The organism is Bradyrhizobium iriomotense, from assembly GCF_018129405.1.
In the GTDB taxonomy this organism is placed as follows: Bacteria; Pseudomonadota; Alphaproteobacteria; order Rhizobiales; family Xanthobacteraceae; genus Bradyrhizobium; species Bradyrhizobium iriomotense_B.
The window spans coordinates 125,778-145,225 of record NZ_JAFCLP010000005.1 but is presented as its reverse complement, the minus strand read 5'-3'; the positions used below and the strand labels follow the sequence as shown (position 1 = coordinate 145,225).

General features: G+C 65.9%; 15 protein-coding genes and 1 pseudogene. 10 read left to right on the top strand and 6 right to left on the bottom strand.

The window, feature by feature from the left end; genetic code table 11:
* The first annotated feature begins 104 nt into the window (after nt 1-104).
* The 5 genes and pseudogenes from JQ592_RS14215 to JQ592_RS14195 all read left to right on the top strand — a co-directional run bounded on the left by JQ592_RS14215 (nt 105) and on the right by JQ592_RS14195 (nt 4,895).
* Nucleotides 105-572 carry a hypothetical protein gene (locus tag JQ592_RS14215; protein ID WP_211403462.1) on the top strand — a complete coding sequence of 156 codons (468 nt, stop codon included), beginning with the start codon at nt 105-107 and terminating at the stop codon, nt 570-572.
* 123 nt (nt 573-695) lie between these two features.
* The gene (murA, locus tag JQ592_RS14210; RefSeq protein WP_211403461.1) at nt 696-1,991 is read left to right on the top strand and encodes a UDP-N-acetylglucosamine 1-carboxyvinyltransferase; all 1,296 of its coding nucleotides are present in this window, start codon (nt 696-698) and stop codon (nt 1,989-1,991) included.
* Nucleotides 1,992-2,370: 379 nt separating this feature from the next.
* Nucleotides 2,371-3,765, top strand: a complete 1,395-nt coding sequence (locus tag JQ592_RS14205; RefSeq protein WP_211403460.1) for an MATE family efflux transporter — start codon at nt 2,371-2,373, stop codon at nt 3,763-3,765.
* Nucleotides 3,762-4,250, top strand: a complete 489-nt coding sequence (locus JQ592_RS14200; RefSeq protein ID WP_211403459.1) for a DUF2867 domain-containing protein — start codon at nt 3,762-3,764, stop codon at nt 4,248-4,250. Before JQ592_RS14205 ends, JQ592_RS14200 begins: the two co-directional genes overlap by 4 nt.
* Nucleotides 4,247-4,895: pseudogene (locus tag JQ592_RS14195) on the top strand (2-hydroxychromene-2-carboxylate isomerase). The gene JQ592_RS14200 and the pseudogene JQ592_RS14195 overlap by 4 nt, the downstream one beginning before the upstream one ends.
* A 35-nt stretch (nt 4,896-4,930) precedes the next feature.
* Here JQ592_RS14195 and JQ592_RS14190 read toward each other — a convergent pair.
* Together JQ592_RS14190 and JQ592_RS14185 are read right to left on the bottom strand one after the other, a co-directional pair.
* Entirely contained in the window at nt 4,931-5,335 is a 405-nt protein-coding gene (locus tag JQ592_RS14190) for a VOC family protein (protein ID WP_211403458.1), read from the bottom strand.
* A gap of 82 nt (nt 5,336-5,417) precedes the next feature.
* Complete coding sequence (locus JQ592_RS14185; RefSeq protein ID WP_211403457.1) at nt 5,418-6,533, bottom strand: FUSC family protein; 1,116 nt, start codon at nt 6,531-6,533, stop codon at nt 5,418-5,420.
* A gap of 124 nt (nt 6,534-6,657) precedes the next feature.
* On the opposite strand from JQ592_RS14185, the gene JQ592_RS14180 reads away from it, so the two are divergent.
* Nucleotides 6,658-8,025, top strand: a complete 1,368-nt coding sequence (locus JQ592_RS14180) for an MmgE/PrpD family protein (protein ID WP_211403456.1) — start codon at nt 6,658-6,660, stop codon at nt 8,023-8,025.
* A 96-nt stretch (nt 8,026-8,121) separates the two neighbouring features.
* On the opposite strand, the gene JQ592_RS14175 is transcribed toward JQ592_RS14180, so the two are convergent.
* On the bottom strand, nt 8,122-9,591 hold the full coding sequence (locus JQ592_RS14175; RefSeq protein WP_211403455.1) for a serine hydrolase domain-containing protein: 1,470 nt from the start codon (nt 9,589-9,591) through the stop codon (nt 8,122-8,124).
* A gap of 322 nt (nt 9,592-9,913) precedes the next feature.
* Nucleotides 9,914-10,972 carry a helix-turn-helix domain-containing protein gene (locus JQ592_RS14170; RefSeq protein WP_211403454.1) on the bottom strand — a complete coding sequence of 353 codons (1,059 nt, stop codon included), beginning with the start codon at nt 10,970-10,972 and terminating at the stop codon, nt 9,914-9,916.
* Between the two features lie 275 nt (nt 10,973-11,247).
* On the opposite strand from JQ592_RS14170, the gene JQ592_RS14165 reads away from it, so the two are divergent.
* The 3 genes from JQ592_RS14165 to JQ592_RS14155 all read left to right on the top strand — a co-directional run bounded on the left by JQ592_RS14165 (nt 11,248) and on the right by JQ592_RS14155 (nt 15,764).
* On the top strand, nt 11,248-12,165 hold the full coding sequence (locus JQ592_RS14165; RefSeq protein WP_211403453.1) for a pirin family protein: 918 nt from the start codon (nt 11,248-11,250) through the stop codon (nt 12,163-12,165).
* Nucleotides 12,166-12,228: 63 nt separating this feature from the next.
* A complete protein-coding gene (locus JQ592_RS14160) occupies nt 12,229-13,143 on the top strand; it encodes a phosphoribosylaminoimidazolesuccinocarboxamide synthase (RefSeq protein ID WP_211403624.1) in 915 nt (304 codons plus the stop codon).
* Between the two features lie 404 nt (nt 13,144-13,547).
* Complete coding sequence (locus JQ592_RS14155) at nt 13,548-15,764, top strand: SLC26A/SulP transporter family protein (protein ID WP_211403452.1); 2,217 nt, start codon at nt 13,548-13,550, stop codon at nt 15,762-15,764.
* 57 nt (nt 15,765-15,821) lie between these two features.
* Here JQ592_RS14155 and JQ592_RS14150 read toward each other — a convergent pair whose 3' ends face one another.
* Together JQ592_RS14150 and JQ592_RS14145 are read right to left on the bottom strand one after the other, a co-directional pair.
* Nucleotides 15,822-17,312, bottom strand: a complete 1,491-nt coding sequence (locus JQ592_RS14150) for an NAD-dependent succinate-semialdehyde dehydrogenase (protein ID WP_211403451.1) — start codon at nt 17,310-17,312, stop codon at nt 15,822-15,824.
* Between the two features lie 260 nt (nt 17,313-17,572).
* Complete coding sequence (locus tag JQ592_RS14145) at nt 17,573-17,893, bottom strand: hypothetical protein (protein ID WP_157337101.1); 321 nt, start codon at nt 17,891-17,893, stop codon at nt 17,573-17,575.
* A 343-nt stretch (nt 17,894-18,236) separates the two neighbouring features.
* Here JQ592_RS14145 and JQ592_RS14140 point away from each other — a divergent pair, with 343 nt between their 5' ends.
* Nucleotides 18,237-19,430: a serine hydrolase domain-containing protein gene (locus JQ592_RS14140; protein WP_211403450.1), complete on the top strand. Its 1,194-nt coding sequence runs from the start codon at nt 18,237-18,239 to the stop codon at nt 19,428-19,430.
* Nucleotides 19,431-19,448: the final 18 nt, after the last annotated feature.

The following is a 19,448-nucleotide window of genomic DNA, read 5'->3' as shown; positions in this document are numbered from 1 at the left end:
CGGCAACATCAAACGTACCGCCGCGGCACCTGAACCTCGCCACCCGCCATTGCGACGAAGTGGCATGACCCGCAAGGCCAATTCTGGCCGGGAAGCGTCGCGCCATGACCGCCTCTGCAACGACCAGTTCCGCCGCGCCCTCCCGCCGGCTCGGTATCATCGGCAGCATCGTCGGCGTGCTGGCGCTCATCGCGGCGGTTTTGCCACGCTGGGTCGTGCCGATCGTGTTCCCCCCGCCGCCGGCGGACCAGGTCATCGTCGACACCGGCCATCGCATCAAGGACCGCGTGATCGCGAAGGTAAAGGGCGTGGAGTACCAGGCGCCCAAGGTCGAGAAATCAGCCGGACGAAGCTGGAGCGAAACGGCATCAGTCACCGCGATCTCGCTCGGCCTGCTCGCCATCCTGCTCTCGGTGCTCTCGCTGATCTTCCGGGAGGAGCGGCTTCTTGCCGCCGTCGCCGCCACGCTCGGCACCGGCGCCATCGCGATCGAAATCTCCTTCGTCATGATCGGCGCGCTGATCCTGATCGCGATCCTTTATGTCGTGGGGAATATCGTCGGACTGTTCTGAAACACCCGCCGAGGGCGACCGACGGGCCCCGAACCACGGCCAGCGCAATTGCTACCGCGCTCAAATCTCTGTAGTTTCCGCCCGAAACAGCCCGCCCCACCCCACCAGACAGCGAGAATCCATTTGGCGCCCATCCAGTACATCGTCGAGGGCGGTCACCGGCTCTCGGGCTCGATCGAGCCGTCCGGCAACAAGAATTCGGCACTGCCGATCATCGCCGCCGCCCTGCTCACCGAGCATCCGGTGACGCTCGAGAACGTGCCGCGGATCCGCGACACCGAGACGCTGGTCGAGCTGATCCGCTCCGTCGGCGCCTCGGCCGAGTGGACCGCCCGCAACACGCTTCATATCCACGCCAAGAGCATCCGCGCCGCCGACCTCGATCCCGAGCTGTGCGTCCGCATCCGGGCCTCGATCCTGCTCGCCGGTCCCCTGCTCGCCCGCTGCGGCGAAGTGATGCTGCCGCCGCCCGGCGGCGACGTCATCGGCCGGCGCCGGCTCGATACCCATGTGCTGGCGCTCGAACAGCTCGGCGCCAAGGTCACCGCGACCGACCGGCTCGAATTCCGCGCGCCCAAGCTCGCGGGCGCCGACGTGTTCCTGGACGAGCCGAGCGTGACCGCGACCGAGAACGCGCTGGTCGCGGCCGTCGCCGCCGACGGCGTCACATATTTGCGCAACGCCGCGTCCGAGCCGCATGTGCAGGATCTCGCCAACTTCCTGGTCGCGCTCGGCGCGAGGATCGAGGGCATCGGCACCAACACCATGGTCATCCATGGTTCGGCGACGCTGGGGGAAGCGACCTACCGGATCCAGCCCGACCACATCGAGGTCGGCTCGCTGATCGGCCTTGCCGCCGTGACGCGCTCGCAGCTTCGCATCGTGCGATCAGGCGTCGAGCATCTGCGCTCGATCCGCATGGGCTTCGAGCGGCTCGGCATCGTCTGCCGGGTCGAGGGCGACGACCTCATCGTGCCCTCCAATCAAACATTGAAGATCCAGGACGATTTCGGCGGCCATGTGCCGAAGCTGGAGGACCAGCCCTGGCCGGCCTTCCCGGCCGATCTGATGTCGATCGCGATCGTCACCGCCACGCAATGCGAGGGCGTGATCCTGATGTTCGAGAAGATGTTCGAATCCAGGATGTTCTTCGTCGACAAGCTGATCGCGATGGGCGCAAGAATTGTTCTCTGCGATCCTCATCGCGCCATCATCGCCGGTCCCAGCCGCCTGCGCGGCGCGCCGATGACCTCGCCCGACATCCGCGCCGGCATGGCGATGCTGCTCGCGGCCGTCTGCGCCGAGGGCACCTCGACCATCAACAATGCCGACCAGATCGAGCGCGGCTATGAGCGCATCGAGGAACGGCTGAACGCGCTTGGGGCGAAGATCAAGCGCGTGCCGGAAAGGAAGAGCTGAGGTTCTTTCTTCCTTCTCCCTCTTGCGGGAGAAGGTGGCGCAATGCGCACAATATCGTAGGGTGGGCAAAGCGAAGCGTGCCCACGCTTCTGTTGCAATATTGGAGAGGTCGTGGGCACGGCGCAATGCGCCTTTGCCCACCCTACGGGTCCGACTTCGCCGAGACAGACTCCCACAAGGGAGAGGGTGGAAAAGCACGCAGCCTCGCACATCAATCTCGTGCCCCGGATGCAGCGCAGCGCTTCTTCAGCGGTGCGCTGCTGAGCCGGGGCCCATGCGATTGCGAGCTACGCCTGCGGCTTCTGGTCCCGGCTCGCGCTTCGCGCGTCCGGGACACGTGAGCCATGTTTTCGACGTGTGGCTGTGCTAATGAGCCGCCATGCTCGACACCGTCCAACATCATGCGCAGCCGCAAGCCGGCGTGCCGCAAAATCATCTCGCGCAAGAGTTCGTCGAGACGCTGCGGCTGGCCGTGCCGATGATGCTGACGCAGCTCGGGCAGATCGCGATGATCACGACCGATCTCGCGATGATCGGTCACCTCGGCGAGAGCGCGGTGGCCGCGGCGGCGCTGGCGCATACGGTCTATTTCGTCAGCTTCACCTTCGGGCTCGGCCTGATGTCCGCGGTGTCGCCGCTGGCCGCACAGGCGTTCGGCGCCGGCGATGTCAGGCGCATCCGCCGCTCGCTGCGCGTCGGCCTGTGGGCCGCGCTGCTGATCTCGCTGCCGATGATGGCCTCGCCGCTCTATGGTGAGCAGATCCTGCTCGCGCTCGGTCAGGTGTCGCAATCGGCTGCGCTGGCGCAGCGCTATTTGAACGGTCTCGCCTGGGGCATCGCGCCGGCGCTCGGCTTCATCGCGCTGCGCAGCATGATGAGCGCGGTGAACCGGCCGCAGGCGCCGCTGTGGATCACGGTGGCGGCGATCCCGGTCAATGCCGTGCTGGTCTATGCGCTGATCCACGGCCTGTTCGGCCTGCCGGAGCTCGGCCTGTTCGGCGCGGGGCTTGCGACCACGCTGGTCAATCTCGGTACCTTCTTCGCCGCGCTTGCCATCGCAGGGCTGCGCAAACCGTTCGCAGACTATCGTCCCCTCGCCCATCTCTGGCGGATCGACTGGCCGTTGATGCGCCAGCTCGTCGCGGTCGGCGCGCCGATCTCGTTTTCCCTGCTGCTCGAATATGGATTGTTCTCCTCGGCCGCGCTGCTGATGGGGCTGATCTCGACCGCGGCGCTCGCCGCGCACCAGATCGCGCTCCAGGTCACCGCCGTGCTGTTCATGGTCCCGCTCGGCATCGGCATGGCGGCAACGGTGCGGGTTGGCCATGCATTCGGCCGCGACGACATGGTCGCGGTGAGGCGCGCAGGGCTCGTCGCAGCGGTGCTCGGGGTCGCGTTCGTCTCAGCCCTGACCGTCGCGATCATTCTCGGCCGCTACGAGCTCGGACGGCTGTTCTTCGGCCGCAGCGAGGCCAGCGCGGCAACGGTCGAGCTGACGGCAACGCTGCTGCTGGTCGGCGCAAGCTTCTTCATCGCCGACGGCCTCCAGACCATCATGGGCGGCGCGCTGCGCGGCATCAATGACACCAGGATGACGCTGGTGTTCGCGGCGATCGGTTATTGGTGCGTCGCCTTTCCCATCGCCTGGGTGCTTGCCTTCCACGCGGAACTGGGCGCGGTCGGCGTCTGGATCGGGTTCTCGATCGGCTCGTTCGTCTATGCCGGGCTCTTGATCTTGCGCTTCCGGATGCTGGCGCGCAAACTGGCGGGATGATCGGGACGGTCCGCGAAGTCACCCCCAATGTCGACGCCGGCGCGGTGCTGGCAGGCGCGCAATTCATCGATGCGTTTCGCGTGGAGATCGGTGCGGCGAGGGTCGATGCGCGCGAGGCCTGCGTGCGGATGGTGCTGCACGGGCCGCGCTGGATCGATGTGCTGCTGCGGCTGCGCAACATTCTGGTGACGCCGTTCGGGCTGAAGACGTCAGGCGAAGGCGCGCCGGCGCCGCACGGCCTGATCGGGCTGTTTCCGGTGGTGAGCGAGACGCCGGAGCGGCTGGTCGCCGGCTTCAACGATTCTCATCTCGACTTCCGCCTCGTCATCGAGGTGGAGGGCGATGCTGCGAGCCGCCAGGTGACCTCGACCACGCTGGTGCGGACGCACAATCTGCTCGGCCGCAGCTATCTCGCGCTGATCATGCCCTTCCACAAGCTCGTGGTCCGCAGCATGATGGGATGCATCGCGGAGCCGGCCCGATGACGCTGTCCGTCGACCTCTTCTACCTACCGCAGTCCCTTCAGCTATCTGGCACTGCCCAAGACGCTGAAGCTGGTCGCGGAGTATGACCTCGCGGTCAATTTGCGGCCGGTCTACCCGATCGCGGTCCGCATGCCCGGATTCTTCAAGAAGGCCAGCCCGAACTTCATTCGCTACGTGGTGCTCGACAGCACGCGCGTGGCGGAGCATGAGGGCATTCCGTTCCGCTTTCCCCGGCCCAATCCAATCGTGCAGGACCTGACGACGCTCGAGGTCGCAGCCGAGCAGCCCTACATCCACCGCCTGACTCGCCTCGGCGCCATGGCGCAGCTCGAGGGCCGCTCGCTCGAATTTACATATGCGATCGCGCGCGTGCTGTGGGACGGTTCGGTCTCGGAGTGGAACGAGGGCAACCATCTCGCGCGCGCGGCCGAGCAAGCCGGTTTCGATCTTGCCGCGATGGATGCAGCGATCACGGCCGATCCGGATCGCTACGAGCAGGTGATCGCGGAGAACGAGAAGGACCACGCCGCATCAGGCCATTGGGGCGTTCCGACCTTCGTGTTCGAGAACGAGCCGTTCTTCGGCCAGGACCGCATCGACCTCTTGGTCTGGCGCATGCAGGGCAAGGGGCTGACGAAGCGATAGGGCGTGTATTCCCTCAAAGGCGATGCGGTCGTCCGTCAACTTCGCACCGGCTGCCCCACCCCGAGCAAGTTGCCTTCGCTGTCGCGAAACCACGCCCCCCGCTCTCCAACACCCTTGCTGGGGTAATTTCCCGCAATCTCGGCAATCCCCTCGACTGTTTTCAGGCCGGGCAGATCGTACTCCTCGAACTCGACTCCCCGCGCGCGCAGTTCGCGCACGGTTGCCTCGATATCCTCGACTTCCCATCCCATCTGTGTGTGCGTGCGGGATTGCATTCCGGCCGAGATGAATATCGCAAACTCGCCCCCCGCGCAGACATAGCGGAGTCCGCCCACACGCTCTTCTGTCGGCTCGAGCCCGAGCTTCTCGGAGTAGAATGCCCGAGCGCGGTCGAGGTCTTTTGCCGGAAGCCGGGTTGCCACCTTCGCGTTCCCTAACATGTTCTCTCCTTTCTTCGTCTTGAGCTCGTTTACCCGTTCTACGGGGCTTTGCAGTCGGCAGCCGACGCGTCCACGCCCAAGTTCACTCCGCCACACGCACGGATTTGTCTGCCGCTGCCTCCGACCATTCGCCGACGACGCGGTCGAGGTCGCAGAGATTCTGGTGCATCTGCTCCAAGGAGAAGCCGAGCGCGAAGAAGCGCTCGGCGGTGTCGCCGGGATGACCGCGGAGCAGGCCGTCCTGGCGCACGGCGGCGACCGCCTCGGCATAATGCTGGAGCGCGACGTGCACGGGATGGATCGGCGGCGCGCCGGCGCCTTCGCGCAAGGCCGCGGCGGCCGAGCGCAGGAAACGCGCGATCACGGTCGAGACTTCCGTCAGAGGCGCCGCAAGCCGCATCTGCACCTCGACCGGCAGCGGCACCACGGTGGCGCGGCCGATCATCACGACGTCATGGCGCAGCCGCAGGACGGTACGCAGCAGCGGGCCGGTGTCGGGGCCGCTCGACAGCCGCGCGGCGCGCTCGCGCTCGGCCTCGGCACCGGTGGCACTGAGGCCGACCATCGCGGTGCCGATGCCGTCCTGAATAAGGTGCAGCGCGTCGTTGTCGCGGCCGCGCGTGAGGCCCGCGAGCAGTTCGGTGAAGGCGTCCGCAATCAGCTCGAGCAGCTTCGCCGCGCTGGCGCGGATCTGCCGCACCGCGCGCGAGGGCAGCACCAGGAATGAGACCAAGAGGCCCGTGATGGCGCCGACACCGACCTCGCTGACGCGGTCGATCGCCGAGGTCATGGGATCGGAATGATGCATGGTCGGAACCAGCAGCACGATCACGGCCGTGACCGTGGCGGCGCTCAGGCTCGGATTGATCGCGGCGATGAAGGCGAGCGGGGCAACCGAGAGCACGAGCAGGCCGAGCAGGCCCGCCTCGCTGGAATACGGAATCAGGATCGCGATGGCGCCGCCATAGATCGCGCCGCCGATGGTGCCGAGCATGTAGTCGCGCGTCGCCTTCAGCGAGCGGCCGACGCTCATCTGGGTCACGATCAGCGAGGTCAGCACCGCCCAGAGCGGCAACAACAGATGCAGCGCGGTGGCGATCGCATAGGCCGCGGTGGCGGCCACCGTGACCCGGATCGCGAGCCCCAGTTGCGTGCGCCGCGACCGGATCCGCTCGAACACCTTCCCTGCGAATGCCATGCTCGACTATCCCGGTCCGATCCTCATGAAGCCAGCCAAAAGCATAGCTGATGCCCGCGGCCGCAAGGCCGCTTGAAAGGCCAAATCAGCCCGCCTAACTTGCCCGCCAAAACGAGGAAACACGATGGCCCACGAAACCGCAACGCTCGCCGCCTATGTCTTCAATCTGAAATACCAGGATATTCCGGCGGAGGTGCTGGAGCGCGCCAAAGTGCTGACGCTGGACTTCCTCGGCAGCGCGATCCGGGCACGGCGCGAGGCGGAATCGACCCCGTCGATGCTGAAAATGCTGGAGGCGCTGGCGCTCGACACCAGAGGCGAGTCCACCGTGTTCGGCGATTCCAAGACCTGGACGCCGGCGGTCGCCGCTCTCCTCAACGGCGCGCTCGGCCATTCCCTCGACTTCGACGACACCCATGCCGATTCCTCGCTGCATCCAAGCGCGCCGGTGGTTCCCGCCGCCTTCGCCGTCGGCGAGATGGTCGGCGCATCCGGGCGCGACGTGCTGACCGCGATCGTTGCGGGCTATGAAGTCTGCTGCCGGCTCGGCAATGCGCTCGATCCGACCTCGCATTATGCGCGCGGCTTCCACCCGACCGCGACCGCCGGCACCTATGGCGCGGCGGCGGCGACCGGCAAGCTGTTCGGCCTCAGCGAGCAGCAGCTGATCGCCGCGTTCGGCGTCTCCGGCAGCCAGGCCGCAGGCTCGCTGCAATTTTTGGTCAATGGCGCCTGGAACAAGCGCTACCAGGTCGGCGCCGCCGCGATGAACGGCGTGATCGCCGCGACGCTGGCGCGCAACGATTTCGTCGGCGCGACCGAATCGGTCGAGGGCAAGCATGGCCTGCTCGCCGGCTACACCGACGATGCGCATCCCGACAAGGCGGTGGCCGAGCTCGGCAAGACCTACGAGACCATGAAGATCGGCGTAAAGCCCTATCCGAGCTGCCGCTACACCCATGCCGCGATCGACGCGCTGATCGCGATGCGGCGCGAGCACAATCTGACGCCCGACCAGGTCAAGCGCGTCGAGATCGGCCTGCACCGCAACGGCATCACGCTCACCGGCGATGCCGCGACCAAGCGCCACCCGCGCTCGATCGTCGGCGGCCAGTTCTCGATGTTCTTCACCGGCGCGCTCGCGCTCGACCAGGGCTCGTTCGGCTGGGACGATTACAACCGCCTTGGGGACGCCGCCATCGACGCGCTCGCCGACAAGTTCGACGTGGTGCAGGACGATCGCCTCGAGATCGGCCGCACCCATCCCTTTGGCGCGCGCGTGAGCATCACCACGGACGACGGCGTGCATGAGCGGCTCTATGCCGATCCCTCGGGTGAGCCGACGTCCTTCCCGGATACGCAGGCGATGCAGCAGAAGTTCTTGACGCTGGCGCGCCCGGTGCTGAACGCGCGGGCGGAGAAGTTTGCCGATGCGATCATGACGCTGGAGCGGTTCGACCGCGTGGCCAAGGCGACGGAATTGGGGAGGTAGGAGGCGCCTCTTCGCCTCTCCCCGCTTGCGGGGAGAGGCCGGAATCCGAGCGCAGCTTGGATTCCGGGTGAGGGGGACTCTCCACGAATCCAACTCTCACCTCCCTCGCGGAGACTCCCCCTCACCCCAACCCTCTCCCCGCAAGCGGGGCGAGGGAGAAGAGACGGCGCGCGTCGCCGCCACCACATCGCGTACGAGATCGAACACGCCGTCGGCTTGTGGTGGCCAGTTTGGCGAGCGGCCCATCCTTACGATCACGAGGCGCTCCGACGGGATCACGATGGTGTACTGCCCGATCGTGCCCTTGGCGAAGAAGGCATCGCGCGGCCAGCCGTGCTCCACGCGAAACTTTGCGCCAAAGCTGTCGCCCTGGTTGGTCCAGAAGCCGGCGCCGATGCCGACCCACGCGTTCGGCGTGGGCATGGCTGTGTAGTTCACCCAGCCCTCCGGCAAGATGCGCCTGCCGCCGGCGACGCCGTCATTGAGATAGAGCTGGCCGAAGCGCGCCCAGTCGCGTGCGGAGGCGAGCATCTCGCTCGACCCTTCGATCGTGCCGGAACCATCGAGCTGCAGCGTGACATGGCGCATGCCGAGCGGGGCGAACAATTCCCGGCGCGCGAAACGCAGCGCGTCCGCGGGACTGCCGCCAGCCGCATTGCGGATCAGGTGCGAGAGGATGAGGCTATTGCCGTCGTGATAGTTCCACGCGGTGCCGGGCGCGGTCTCGAGCGGGATCGTCTCGGCATAGGCGGCCATGTCCTTCTCCGCGAACTTCATCCGGTTGACCGGCTCGAAGGCGGAGCCGAGCGAGGCTTCCAGCGAGCTGCCGAGCGCAAGGCCCGCGGTGTGACGTAAGAGCTGATCGACGGTGATGACATGGCGCGGATCATCGGAATCGTTCCAGGCCGCGACCGGTGCGGGGCCGTCGAGCTTCAGCCTGCCCTGGCGCACGAGGATTCCGGTGAGAGCCGAGGTCACCGATTTCGTCATGGAGAAGCCGAGCAGCGGCGTCTCGGGTCCGATGCCGTCGGCGTAGCGCTCGGCGATGACGCGGCCGGCCTTCATCACGACGATGGCGCGGGTGCGGCGGCAAGGCGGCTGCACGGGTTCGGTGAAGGCACGGTCGAGCGCGGCGGCAAGCTCCGGGCTTTGCGGCGCCACGATCGCGGGCGCGGCGATCTCGGGCAACAACGCCGGCTGCCTCTCGTCCGCCGGCGGCTCGACGGCGGCAATGCCAGCGCCGTGCTCGAGCGTGCAGCCGAGGCCCTCGCGATAGACCGCATGGCTGCGGCCGATGCCGAACAGCGTCACCGTGACGTCCTTGCGTGTGCGATCGATCTGATAGTCCATCGCCCAGGTGATCAGGCTGGTCCCGGGCATGGCGTCGATGGTCTCGGCGAAGTTGCGCCCGGGATCGAGACCGGAGACGAATGTCTCCGAGCAGAGGATGTCGGCGACGAAGCCGGTCGCGACCTTCGGGACGTCGCGGGCCCGGGCGGCGCCGAGCGCGAGGCCGGCCACGGCGATGGTGGCGGTGAGGAGCACGATCTTGTGGCGGCGGGTCACGGCTTTTTCTCCGGCTCGGGGATGCGGGCCGGGAGGAAGCGGGATGCGGACGGTGGATGCTCGCCGGATTTGAAAAATGGGCTGGCTGGAATTGGGCGCGGGCTGGCCGATTTTGGAATAAGCCTGTCATTTCAAAGTAATATGAAAATGCCGCCCGACGGCGGTGAGCTCCCTCGCCCCGCTTGCGGGGAGAGTGTTGGGGTGAGGGGGAGTCTCTCCGGGGACGGAGAGAGTTAGACTCGCGGAGAGTCCCCCTCACCCGGAATTTGCTCTCGCAAATTCCGGCCTCTCCCCGCAAGCGGGGAGAGGCGAAGAAGGCCTGTCACGCCGCACTGGTATTGAGCCGCCGGTACTCGGTCGGCGTCACACCCGTGACCGCCTTGAAGGCGCGGTTGAAGGGGCCGAGCGACTGGAAGCCGGCGTCCATGGCGATGGTGATGACGGGGACCTCGGCCTGGGCGGGATCGGCGAGCGCGGCCTTGGCCTCCTCGATCCGGTGGTTGTTCAGGAACACATTGAAATTGCGGTAGCCGAGCCGCTGGTTGATGAGCCGGCGCAACCGGTATTCGGGAATTTTCAGCCGGCCCGCCAGGACGCCGATGGTGATGTTCTCCTGGCGATAGATCCGCTCGTCCGCCATCAGGCGCATCAGGGCATCGATGAGTTTCTGGTCGGCGGCGTCCTCGACCGCAGGCTGGATCGGCGCCATCGCCGGTGCCGGCTCCGCGGCGGCCGGAAACAGATCGGCGCCGTCAACGCGCATCATCGCACAGGCAATGGCCGCAACGATGCAGGCGAGCACGCCGCTATTGACCGTATTGGCGACCTCTCCCGCGCTGCCGGCAACGAGGATCTGGAGCACCGCATTCAACCCGCCATAGAGCGCAGCGGCGCAGACGATGAAGACGCGGACACGGCGGCGGCGTTCGACCAGATCGGCCGACCACGAATTGATCGTCTGCGCCACCGCGAGCGCGATGAAGCCGAGCACGATCAGGTTCACCACAGTCACCGAGAACCGCGCGTTTCCGCCGGGCGCGATCCAGAGACATCCGACGAAGCTGAACGCAGTCACCGCGGCCCAGATCAATCCGTGCCACCAGCGCAGGCGAAACCCGTCGTCGAACAGCGCGCGCGTGAACAGCCAGAACACCACGATATTGCCGGTCGAGAGCGCAATCAGCGGCGCGTGCCAGCCGGCAACCAGCGAAGAGACGCCGATGGAATAGCTCGCGGCGTGCGCCGCTGAGCCGAGCGCGAAGGCCGCACCGAGTCGGGCCGCCAGCACGTTGCGGAAATCGGCGACAAGCGATGCCGCCAACACCAGCAGCAGCGCCACGGACGCGGCGCGGAAGGCAAGCTCGGTTGCGGCAAGTGTCATCGGGCGATGCGATCGGGCGCGGTTGAAGTCCGCCGAACATCGTTCGTTGCGTCGCTTTTTTCAAGGACCATCCGCACCCACAAACTGTCATCGCCCGGCTTGACCGGGCGATCCAGTACTCCGAAACGGTTGTGATGGAATCGATGCGCCGCGGCGTACTGGATGCCCCGGTCAAGCCGGGGCATGACAGTGGAGTATGTGGCCCGGCTTTGTCGCGACGACGCTGCAAATTCCTGCTACCATCACGCGCAAGAAAGCCAAAAAGGAGCCTACCCATGAGCTGGATGCCCGACAACGATCCCGTGCTCGGCGATCCCAAATCCTGCGATGCGCTCGATCTCGTCATCGTGCCGCGCACGCGCGACCTCGGCGACGGCTTTGCCGTGCGCCGCGCGCTGCCCCATGGCAAGCGGCAGATGGTCGGGCCCTTCATCTTCTTCGATCATTTCGGCCCGGTGCAGTTCGTCTCCGGCAAGGGCATGGACGTGCGGCCGCATCCGCATATCGGCCTTGCCACCGTCACCTATCTGTTCGACGGCGCGATCATGCATCGCGACAGCGAGGGCAACGTCCAGGAGATCGCGCCCGGCGCGATGAACCTGATGACCGCCGGGCGCGGGATCGCGCATTCCGAGCGCACGCCGGATGCGCAGCGCGCCTCGGGCCAGAAGATGCTGGGACTGCAAAGCTGGATCGCGCTGCCGGCCGGATCCGAAGAGATCGCGCCGTCGTTTCAGCATTACGCCGCAGGCGACCTGCCGATGATCTCCGAGCGCGATTTCACCGCGCGGGTGATCGCGGGCTCGTCCTTCGGCATCACCTCGCCCGTGTCGATGGTGTCGCCCTGGTTCTACACCGAGGTCACGGCCGCGGAAGGCGCGAGCTTGCCGCTCGACCCCGACCATGAGGAGCGCGCGATCTACATCGTCGACGGCGAGGTCGAGATCGCGAACGAGCGCTATGAGGGGCCGCGGCTGCTGATCTTCCGCCCCGGCGACCGCATCACGGTGAAGGCCGTGAGGCCCACGCGGATGATGTTTCTCGGCGGCGATGCATTGGAAGGGCCGCGCCACATCTGGTGGAATTTCGTCTCCTCCAGCAAGGAGCGGATCGAGCAGGCCAAGCAGGACTGGAAAACCGGCCGCTTCGCTGCGGTTCCGCAGGAACATGAGTTCATTCCGCTGCCGGAATAGGCTAATCCGGTGTCCGGCCGTGCCATCAGGGACGGCCGGATGTCCTGCCTGAAAGATCTGCCGATGACCGCCATGCTCTCCAGCGACCTGCCCCTGACTAAGATCGGGCGCGGCAAGGTGCGCGATATCTACGCCGTCGACGACGACCGCCTGCTGCTGCTCACCACCGACCGCATCAGCGCCTTCGACGTCGTGATGGGCGAGACCATCCCGATGAAGGGCGCGGTGCTCACGCAGATCAGCGCGTTCTGGTTCGGCAAGCTCGAGGGCGTGGTGCCGCATCACATGATCAGCGCCGATACCGACGAGATCATCGCGGCCGTGCCGGCCTTGAAGCCGCATCGCGCCGAGATCCTCGGCCGCGCCATGCTGTGCAAGCGCACCACCGTCTTTCCGATCGAATGCGTGATCCGCGGCTATCTCTCGGGTTCGGCCTGGAAGGAATATGCTGGCTCCGGCACGCTCGCGGGCGAGAAGCTGAAATCGGGCCTCGTCGAAAGCGAGAAGCTGGAGCCGGCGATCTTCAGCCCGGCGACCAAGGCCGAGACCGGGCACGACGAGAACATCACCATTGCGAAGATGCGGGAAGTGGTCGGCGACGAGGTCGCCTACACGCTCGAGAGCATGACGCGCGCGATCTACACCCTCGGCGAGGAGCTGGCGCGCGAGCAGGGCATCATCATCGCCGACACCAAGTTCGAGTTCGGCCGCGACAAGAACGGCCGCATCATCCTGATCGACGAGGTGATGACGCCGGATTCTTCGCGCTTCTGGGCGGTCGATGCCTACAAGCCCGGCCAGCCGCAGGCGAGCTTCGACAAGCAGCCGCTGCGCGACTATCTCGACATCGAGCGCCGCGCCGGCCGCTGGAACGGCGACGCCCCGCCGCCGCCGCTGCCGGCGAGCGTAGTGGAGGCGACGAGCAAGAGGTATCTGGAAGCGTATCGGCGGGTTACGGGGACGGAGTTGAAGATTTAAGCCCCGCGCTACTGTCGTCCCGGCCTAGTGCGCAATTGCGCACTAGGCCGGGACGACAGCGAGCATGAGGCTGCACGGTCGATCTTTCACACGTCGTCCTGGACAAGCGTAGCGAAGCGGAGCGCTGATCCAGGACCCATTACCCCAGGGAGCAATTTGACGAAGATTTACGATTACGAGTCTTCGCCAAACTGCTCCCTGGGGTAATGGGTCCTGGCTTTCGCCAGGACGACGCTGGAGGGGGTTCGGTTTTTCCCTCAACCATATGATTGAGCGTTCACACGCCGTGAGCGGCAGTCCCCGCAAAAACTGTCGGATATTTCATAGTTCCAAGAATCCTGTTGCGCTAAGCCTGCAGTCGTCTACGTCTCAGACGGAGTTTCCCAAGGAGCGAGCGCCAGCGCGTGACCGATCCAGCGATTACCTTCAGTCCGGCTCCGCGGTTCAATCCGGCGCTCAAGCGTGCGCTGAATGACATATTGGGCGGCAGCGCCGCCAGCGTGCTGACCGTTACGTTCGGGCTCTCCTACGCACTGCTGATCTTCGCAGGTCCCCTGTCGCCCTATCTGTCCTACGCGATCACGGCGACCTTCATCAGCTCCGCGGTGCTTGCCGCCATCGTCGCGCTCGGCAGCTCCCTGCCCTTCGCGGTCGCCGCCCCCGACAGCTCGACCGCGGCGGTGACGGGAATCCTGGCAGCCTCGCTGGTTGAACGGATCGAAGCGACCAACCCGTTGATGCCGCTGCTGACGCCGGTCCTGATCACGCTTGGCCTGTCGACGGTGCTGACCGGGATTGCGCTGTGTGGACTGGGCCTGACGCGGATGGGCCGCGCCATCCGCTACGTGCCCTACCCCGTGGTCGGCGGCTTCCTCGGCGCCACCGGGCTCCTGATCGTCATGGGTGCGATCCGGGTCATCACCGATCACCCCCTGCAGTTTGCGACGCTGCTGCGCTTCACCAACGGCACCACGCTGCTGGAGCTCGGTGCCGCCTGCGCCATGGCGCTGGTGCTGTATCTGACCTGGCATCGTTCACGCAGCCCGTTCGGGCTGCCGATCATCCTGGTCGGCGGCGTGCTCACGGCGCATCTGGCGTTCTGGATCACAGGCGTCTCGCTCAGTGAGGCCCGCACTCTGGGCTGGACATTCCAGCCGCCGCCGCAGGCGGCCTTCATGGTGCCCTGGCACACTGACGGCCTCGTCCACTATCCCTGGTTCGCCGTGCCGGACCTGCTCGGCAATCTCGTCGCCGTGATTTTCGTCACCGCATCGAGCACGCTGTTCAACACCACCGGCATCGAGGTCGCCGTTCATCGCGAAGCCAATCTGGAGCGCGAGCTGAACGTCACCGGCACCGCCAACATGCTGACCGGCGTGCTCGGCGGCTATGCCGGCTGCATCTCGGTCAGCCGCTCGATCCTGAACTTCAGCAGCGGCGGCCGCGGCCGCCTGTCCGGCCTCACGGTCGCGGCGATGTCGCTGCTGATGCTCGTGGTCGCGCCGCAGTTGCTCGGCTTCATCCCGAAATTCGTGCTCGGCGGCCTCTTGCTCTATCTCGGCGCCGACCAGCTGCACAAATGGATCATCGAATCGCGCAAGCGGCTGTCGAAGCTCGAATATCTCTCGCTGATCGCCATCATCGCGATCATCGTGGTCTGGGGCTTCGTGCCGGGCATCCTGATCGGCGTGATCATCGGCTGCGCCACGTTCGCTTTCAGCGCGGCACGGGTGGAGTCGATCAAGTACAGTTTCGACGGCTCGGAATATCGCTCCTCGCTCGACCGCTCGCGCGACGACCAGGAAGTGCTGCTGGCCTATGGCGGCAAGATCCAGGGCCTCAACCTGCAGAGCTATCTGTTCTTCGGCTCCGCCAACCGGCTTTACCAGCACGTCAAGAGGCTGCTGCAGGAGCGCCCCGAATGCCGCTATCTGCTGTTCGACTTCAAGCTCGTCACCGGGGTGGATTCGTCGGCCGCCTACAGCTTTGCCCAGATCAAGCGCAGCGCACGCGACCTTGGCGTCGAGCTGATCCTGGTGCATCTGTCGGCGGCGGCCGAGAAGGTGCTGCGCTCCAGCGATTTCATCGGCGAGGGCGTCACCATCATCCCCGAGCTCGATCACGCGCTGGAATGGTGCGAGAACGAGATCATCTCGCAGCATCAGGGCCTGGCGCAGGAAGAAGCCAGCCTCCGCGACTGGTTCACGCGCATCCTCGACAGCGAGGACGACGCCGACGAGCTGATCCGCCGCTGCCAGCGCATCGAGGTCGAGGCTGGCGAGCTCATCGTGCAGGCCGGCGATGCCGCCGATTCCATGCATTTCATTCTCGACGGCCGCGTCGGCATCATGGTCCCCGCCGAAGACGACCGCACCACGCGCGTGCGCAGCCTCGGCCGCTACACCACGATCGGCGAGATGGGCCTGGTGTCGAACAGCCCGCGCAGCGCGACGATCCAGGCCGAGGTCGACAGCGTGCTCTACGTGCTCAACACCCACCAGTTCGACGCGATCAGGACCGAGGACCCCGCGCTCAGCCACAAGCTGCTGACCTATTTCGTGTCGGTCATGGCCGAGCGGCTGACGTTCGCGAACCGGACGATTGCGGTGCTGCGACGGTGACACCAATGCATGCCACAAACTCCGATGTCGTCCTGGCGAAAGCCAGGACGACCAAACTCACACCCCCGCCATCATCACGTATTTGATCTCGACATATTCTTCCATGCCGTGACGCGAGCCTTCGCGGCCGAGGCCGCTTTCCTTGACGCCGCCGAAGGGTGCGACTTCGGTGGTGATCAGGCCGGTGTTGACGCCGACCATGCCCGACTCCAGCGCTTCGGCGACGCGCCAGACGCGCCCGAGATCGCGGGAGTAGAAGTAGGAGGCGAGACCAAACGGCGAGGCGTTGCACATCGCGATGACGTCGGCCTCATCCTTGAAGCGAATCACAGGCGCGAGCGGGCCGAAGGTTTCTTCCTGCGACACCAGCGAGTCCGGCTTGACGTCGGCGAGCACCGTCGGCTCGAAGAAGGAGCGGCCGAGCTCGCTGCGCTTGCCGCCGGTGACGACCTTGGCGCCGCGCTTCACCGCGTCGGCGATATGGCGTTCGACCTTGTCGACGGCTTTCATGTTGATCAGCGGCCCTTGCGTGACGCCGCTCTCGGTGCCGTCGCCGATCTTCATGGCCCCGACCTTCGCCGACAGCTTCTTCACGAACTCGTCGTAGATCTTGTCCTGGGCGTAGAGGCGGTTGGCGCAGACGCAGGTCTGGCCCATGTTGCGATACTTCGAGACGATCGCGCCTTCGACCGCGGCGTCGATGTCGGCGTCGTCGAACACGATGAACGGCGCGTTGCCGCCGAGCTCGAGGCCGAGCCGCTTCACGCCGACCGAAGCCTGCTGATAGAGGATCTTGCCGACCGCGGTCGAGCCGGTGAAGCCGACGAAGCGCACCGCGGGATGCTCGCACAGCACCTTGCCGATCGGCGGCGCGTCACCGGTGATGATGTTGAGCACGCCCTTGGGGATGCCGGCCTTCTCGGCGAGCACGGCCAGCGCCAGAGCCGACAGCGGCGTCTCGTTGGCGGGCTTGAGCACCACGGTGCAGCCGGCCGCCAGCGCCGGCGAGACTTTTCGCGTGATCATCGAGTTCGGGAAATTCCACGGCGTGATCGCGCCGCAGACGCCGATCGGCTGCTTGATCGCGAGCAGCCGCGCATCGGGCCGCTGGCTCGGGATGGTCTCGCCATAGACGCGGCGGGCCTCTTCCGCGAAGAACTCGATATAGGCGGCGCCGATATCGACCTCGCCGAGTGCCTCGGAGAGCGGCTTGCCCTGCTCGGAGGTGAGGATCAGCGCGAGGTCCTCGCGGTTGGCGGTAATCAGCTCGAACCATTTGCGCAAAATGTTGGAGCGCTGCTTGGCGGTGTGCTTGGCCCAGGCCGGGAAGGCACGCGCGGCGGCTTCGACCGCTTTGGTGGTCTCGTCCGCGCCAAGCTGCGGGACCTTTGCCAGCTCGACGCCGGTGGCGGGATTATTGACGGCAAAGACCGGCGTGCCGACCCAGGCACCGTCGATGTAGCAGGCCTCCTTCAGCAGCGAAGGGTCCTTCAACCGGTCGCGCAGTGTGGCGGTGGCTTGCGTGGCGCGGGCGGCGGTCGGGGTCATGGCGTTCTCCCTGAGGGCGATCGGATTGGCCCGGAATATAGGGACAGGCGGCGCGCAATGCACCGCCCCGCAACGCACATCTGATGGGAGTTAAACTCGGAGCGGCGAGTTTCTCACCTCTCCCCAACGGGCAGAGGTCGATTTGCACAGCAAATCGGGTGAGGGGGCGCAGGTCCCACGAGAGAGTGTAACCCCTCACCCGCGCCTGCGGCGCGACCTCTCCCTACGGGAGAGGTTGTCATCTCGTGCGGAGCAGCAGGTTACGCCGCGCCGCTCATATAGGTCTCGCGCCGCCCGATCATGCGCTCGGCGGCCGCCTTGGCGTCGGCCTTGGAGGAGGTCGCGCACGTCCGGTATTCGAGATCGGGAACGTCGGAGGTGTCGCGGCGGCCGAACCAGGATTTCGAGCCGACCGGCAGCAGCGCCAGCGCCTGCGCCAGATTGTCGACCGCGCCGAAGGAATAGAGTGCGCCGGTGCCGGCGACACGGACTTCGTAAATGCCGGGCGAGATCGGCGCCTCGAGGTTGTCGCCCCGTCCGGGACGGGGATAGCGCTTCCATTCGCTCCAGGTCGAAATCATCTGAGGTCCCCCGCGGCCGGGTGCCGGCCGCCAAATTTGCATCAAGTCTTAACGTCGGCGTCGATTGGCCGGGTGCTGAACGTCGCAACGCACAAAATGCTTCAAGTGCTTCCAAACACGCGAAACATATCGCCGGGCCCCATCCATGGTCACGGCTCGTTGCGGTCATCCACCGCAGATTGTGACGGAGTGTTGCAGTTCAGCCGCCTTGTCGTCCTGCGTAGGGCACGGGCCGTCAAGTCACGACATCGCGACCGCCGCGACGGCGGAGGCGCTTGCCGCGCGCGAGCCGCGGGAGGACAATCGATTACTTCCAACAATAATCAAACCGGAGGAAACGCGCATGCAGAGCCAAGCCCAGATCGACGAGATTCTGCGCAAGACCAGCGATGCCAAGGAGATTCCCGGCGTCGTCGCGATCGCCGCGAGCGGTAACGACGTGCTGTATCAGGGCGCGTTCGGCAAGCGCGACCTCTCCAAGCCCGACGCGATGACGCTGGACAGTGTGTTCTGGATCGCCTCGATGACGAAGGCGGTGACATCGGCAGGCGCGATGCAGCTGGTCGAACAGGGCAAGCTATCGCTGGATGCACCGATCGGCGACGTGCTGCCCGATCTCGCCAAGCCGCAGGTGCTCGAAGGTTTTGACGCCAAGGGCGAGCCGAAGCTGCGGCCGGCGAAGGGCGCGATCACGCTGCGTCACCTCATGACCCATACCGCCGGCTTCTGCTACAATATGTGGAACGGCGATAACGCGACCTATCTGGAGAAGACCGGCACGCCGCCGATCACGACCTGCCAGAACGCGGCGCTGAAGACGCCGATCGCGTCCGATCCCGGCACGCGCTGGGAGTATGGCACCAATATCGATTTCGTCGGCAAGGCCGTGGAGGCCGTCAGCGGCAAGCGGCTCGATGCCTACCTGCGCGACAATCTGTTTGCCCCGCTCGGCATGAGCGACACGGCGTTCAAGATCACCGACAGCATGCGCAAGCGGCTGGTCGGCATGCATGCGCGCGGCGAGAACGGCCAGCTCGCGGCAATCCCGTTCGAGCTCGAACAGGAGCCGGAATTCCACATGGGTGGCGGCGGGCTCTATTCGACCGCGGGCGACTACATCAAGTTCACCCAGATGATCTTGAACAAGGGCCGCGGCAACGGCAATCAGGTGCTGAAGGCCGACACGGTCGCGACGATGGGGCAGAACCACATCGGCGATCTCAACGTCACCAAGATGACCTCGGTGGCGCCGATGTACACCAACGACGTCGACCTCTATCCGGACCAGGTGAAGAAGTGGGGCCTCAGCTTCCTCATCAACACCGCCAAGACGCCTGAGGGCCGCAGCGCGAACAGCCTCGCCTGGGCGGGCCTCGCCAACACCTATTACTGGATCGATCCCTCGCGCGACGTCACCGGCGTGATCCTGATGCAGGTGTTGCCGTTTGCCGATGCGAAATGCCTGGAGGCATTCGCAGGCTTCGAGCGCGGGGTCTATGCCGGGCTCGATGCGGGGAGCGGGCAGAAGGCGGCGTGAGGGGCTGAGGGCTCTCAC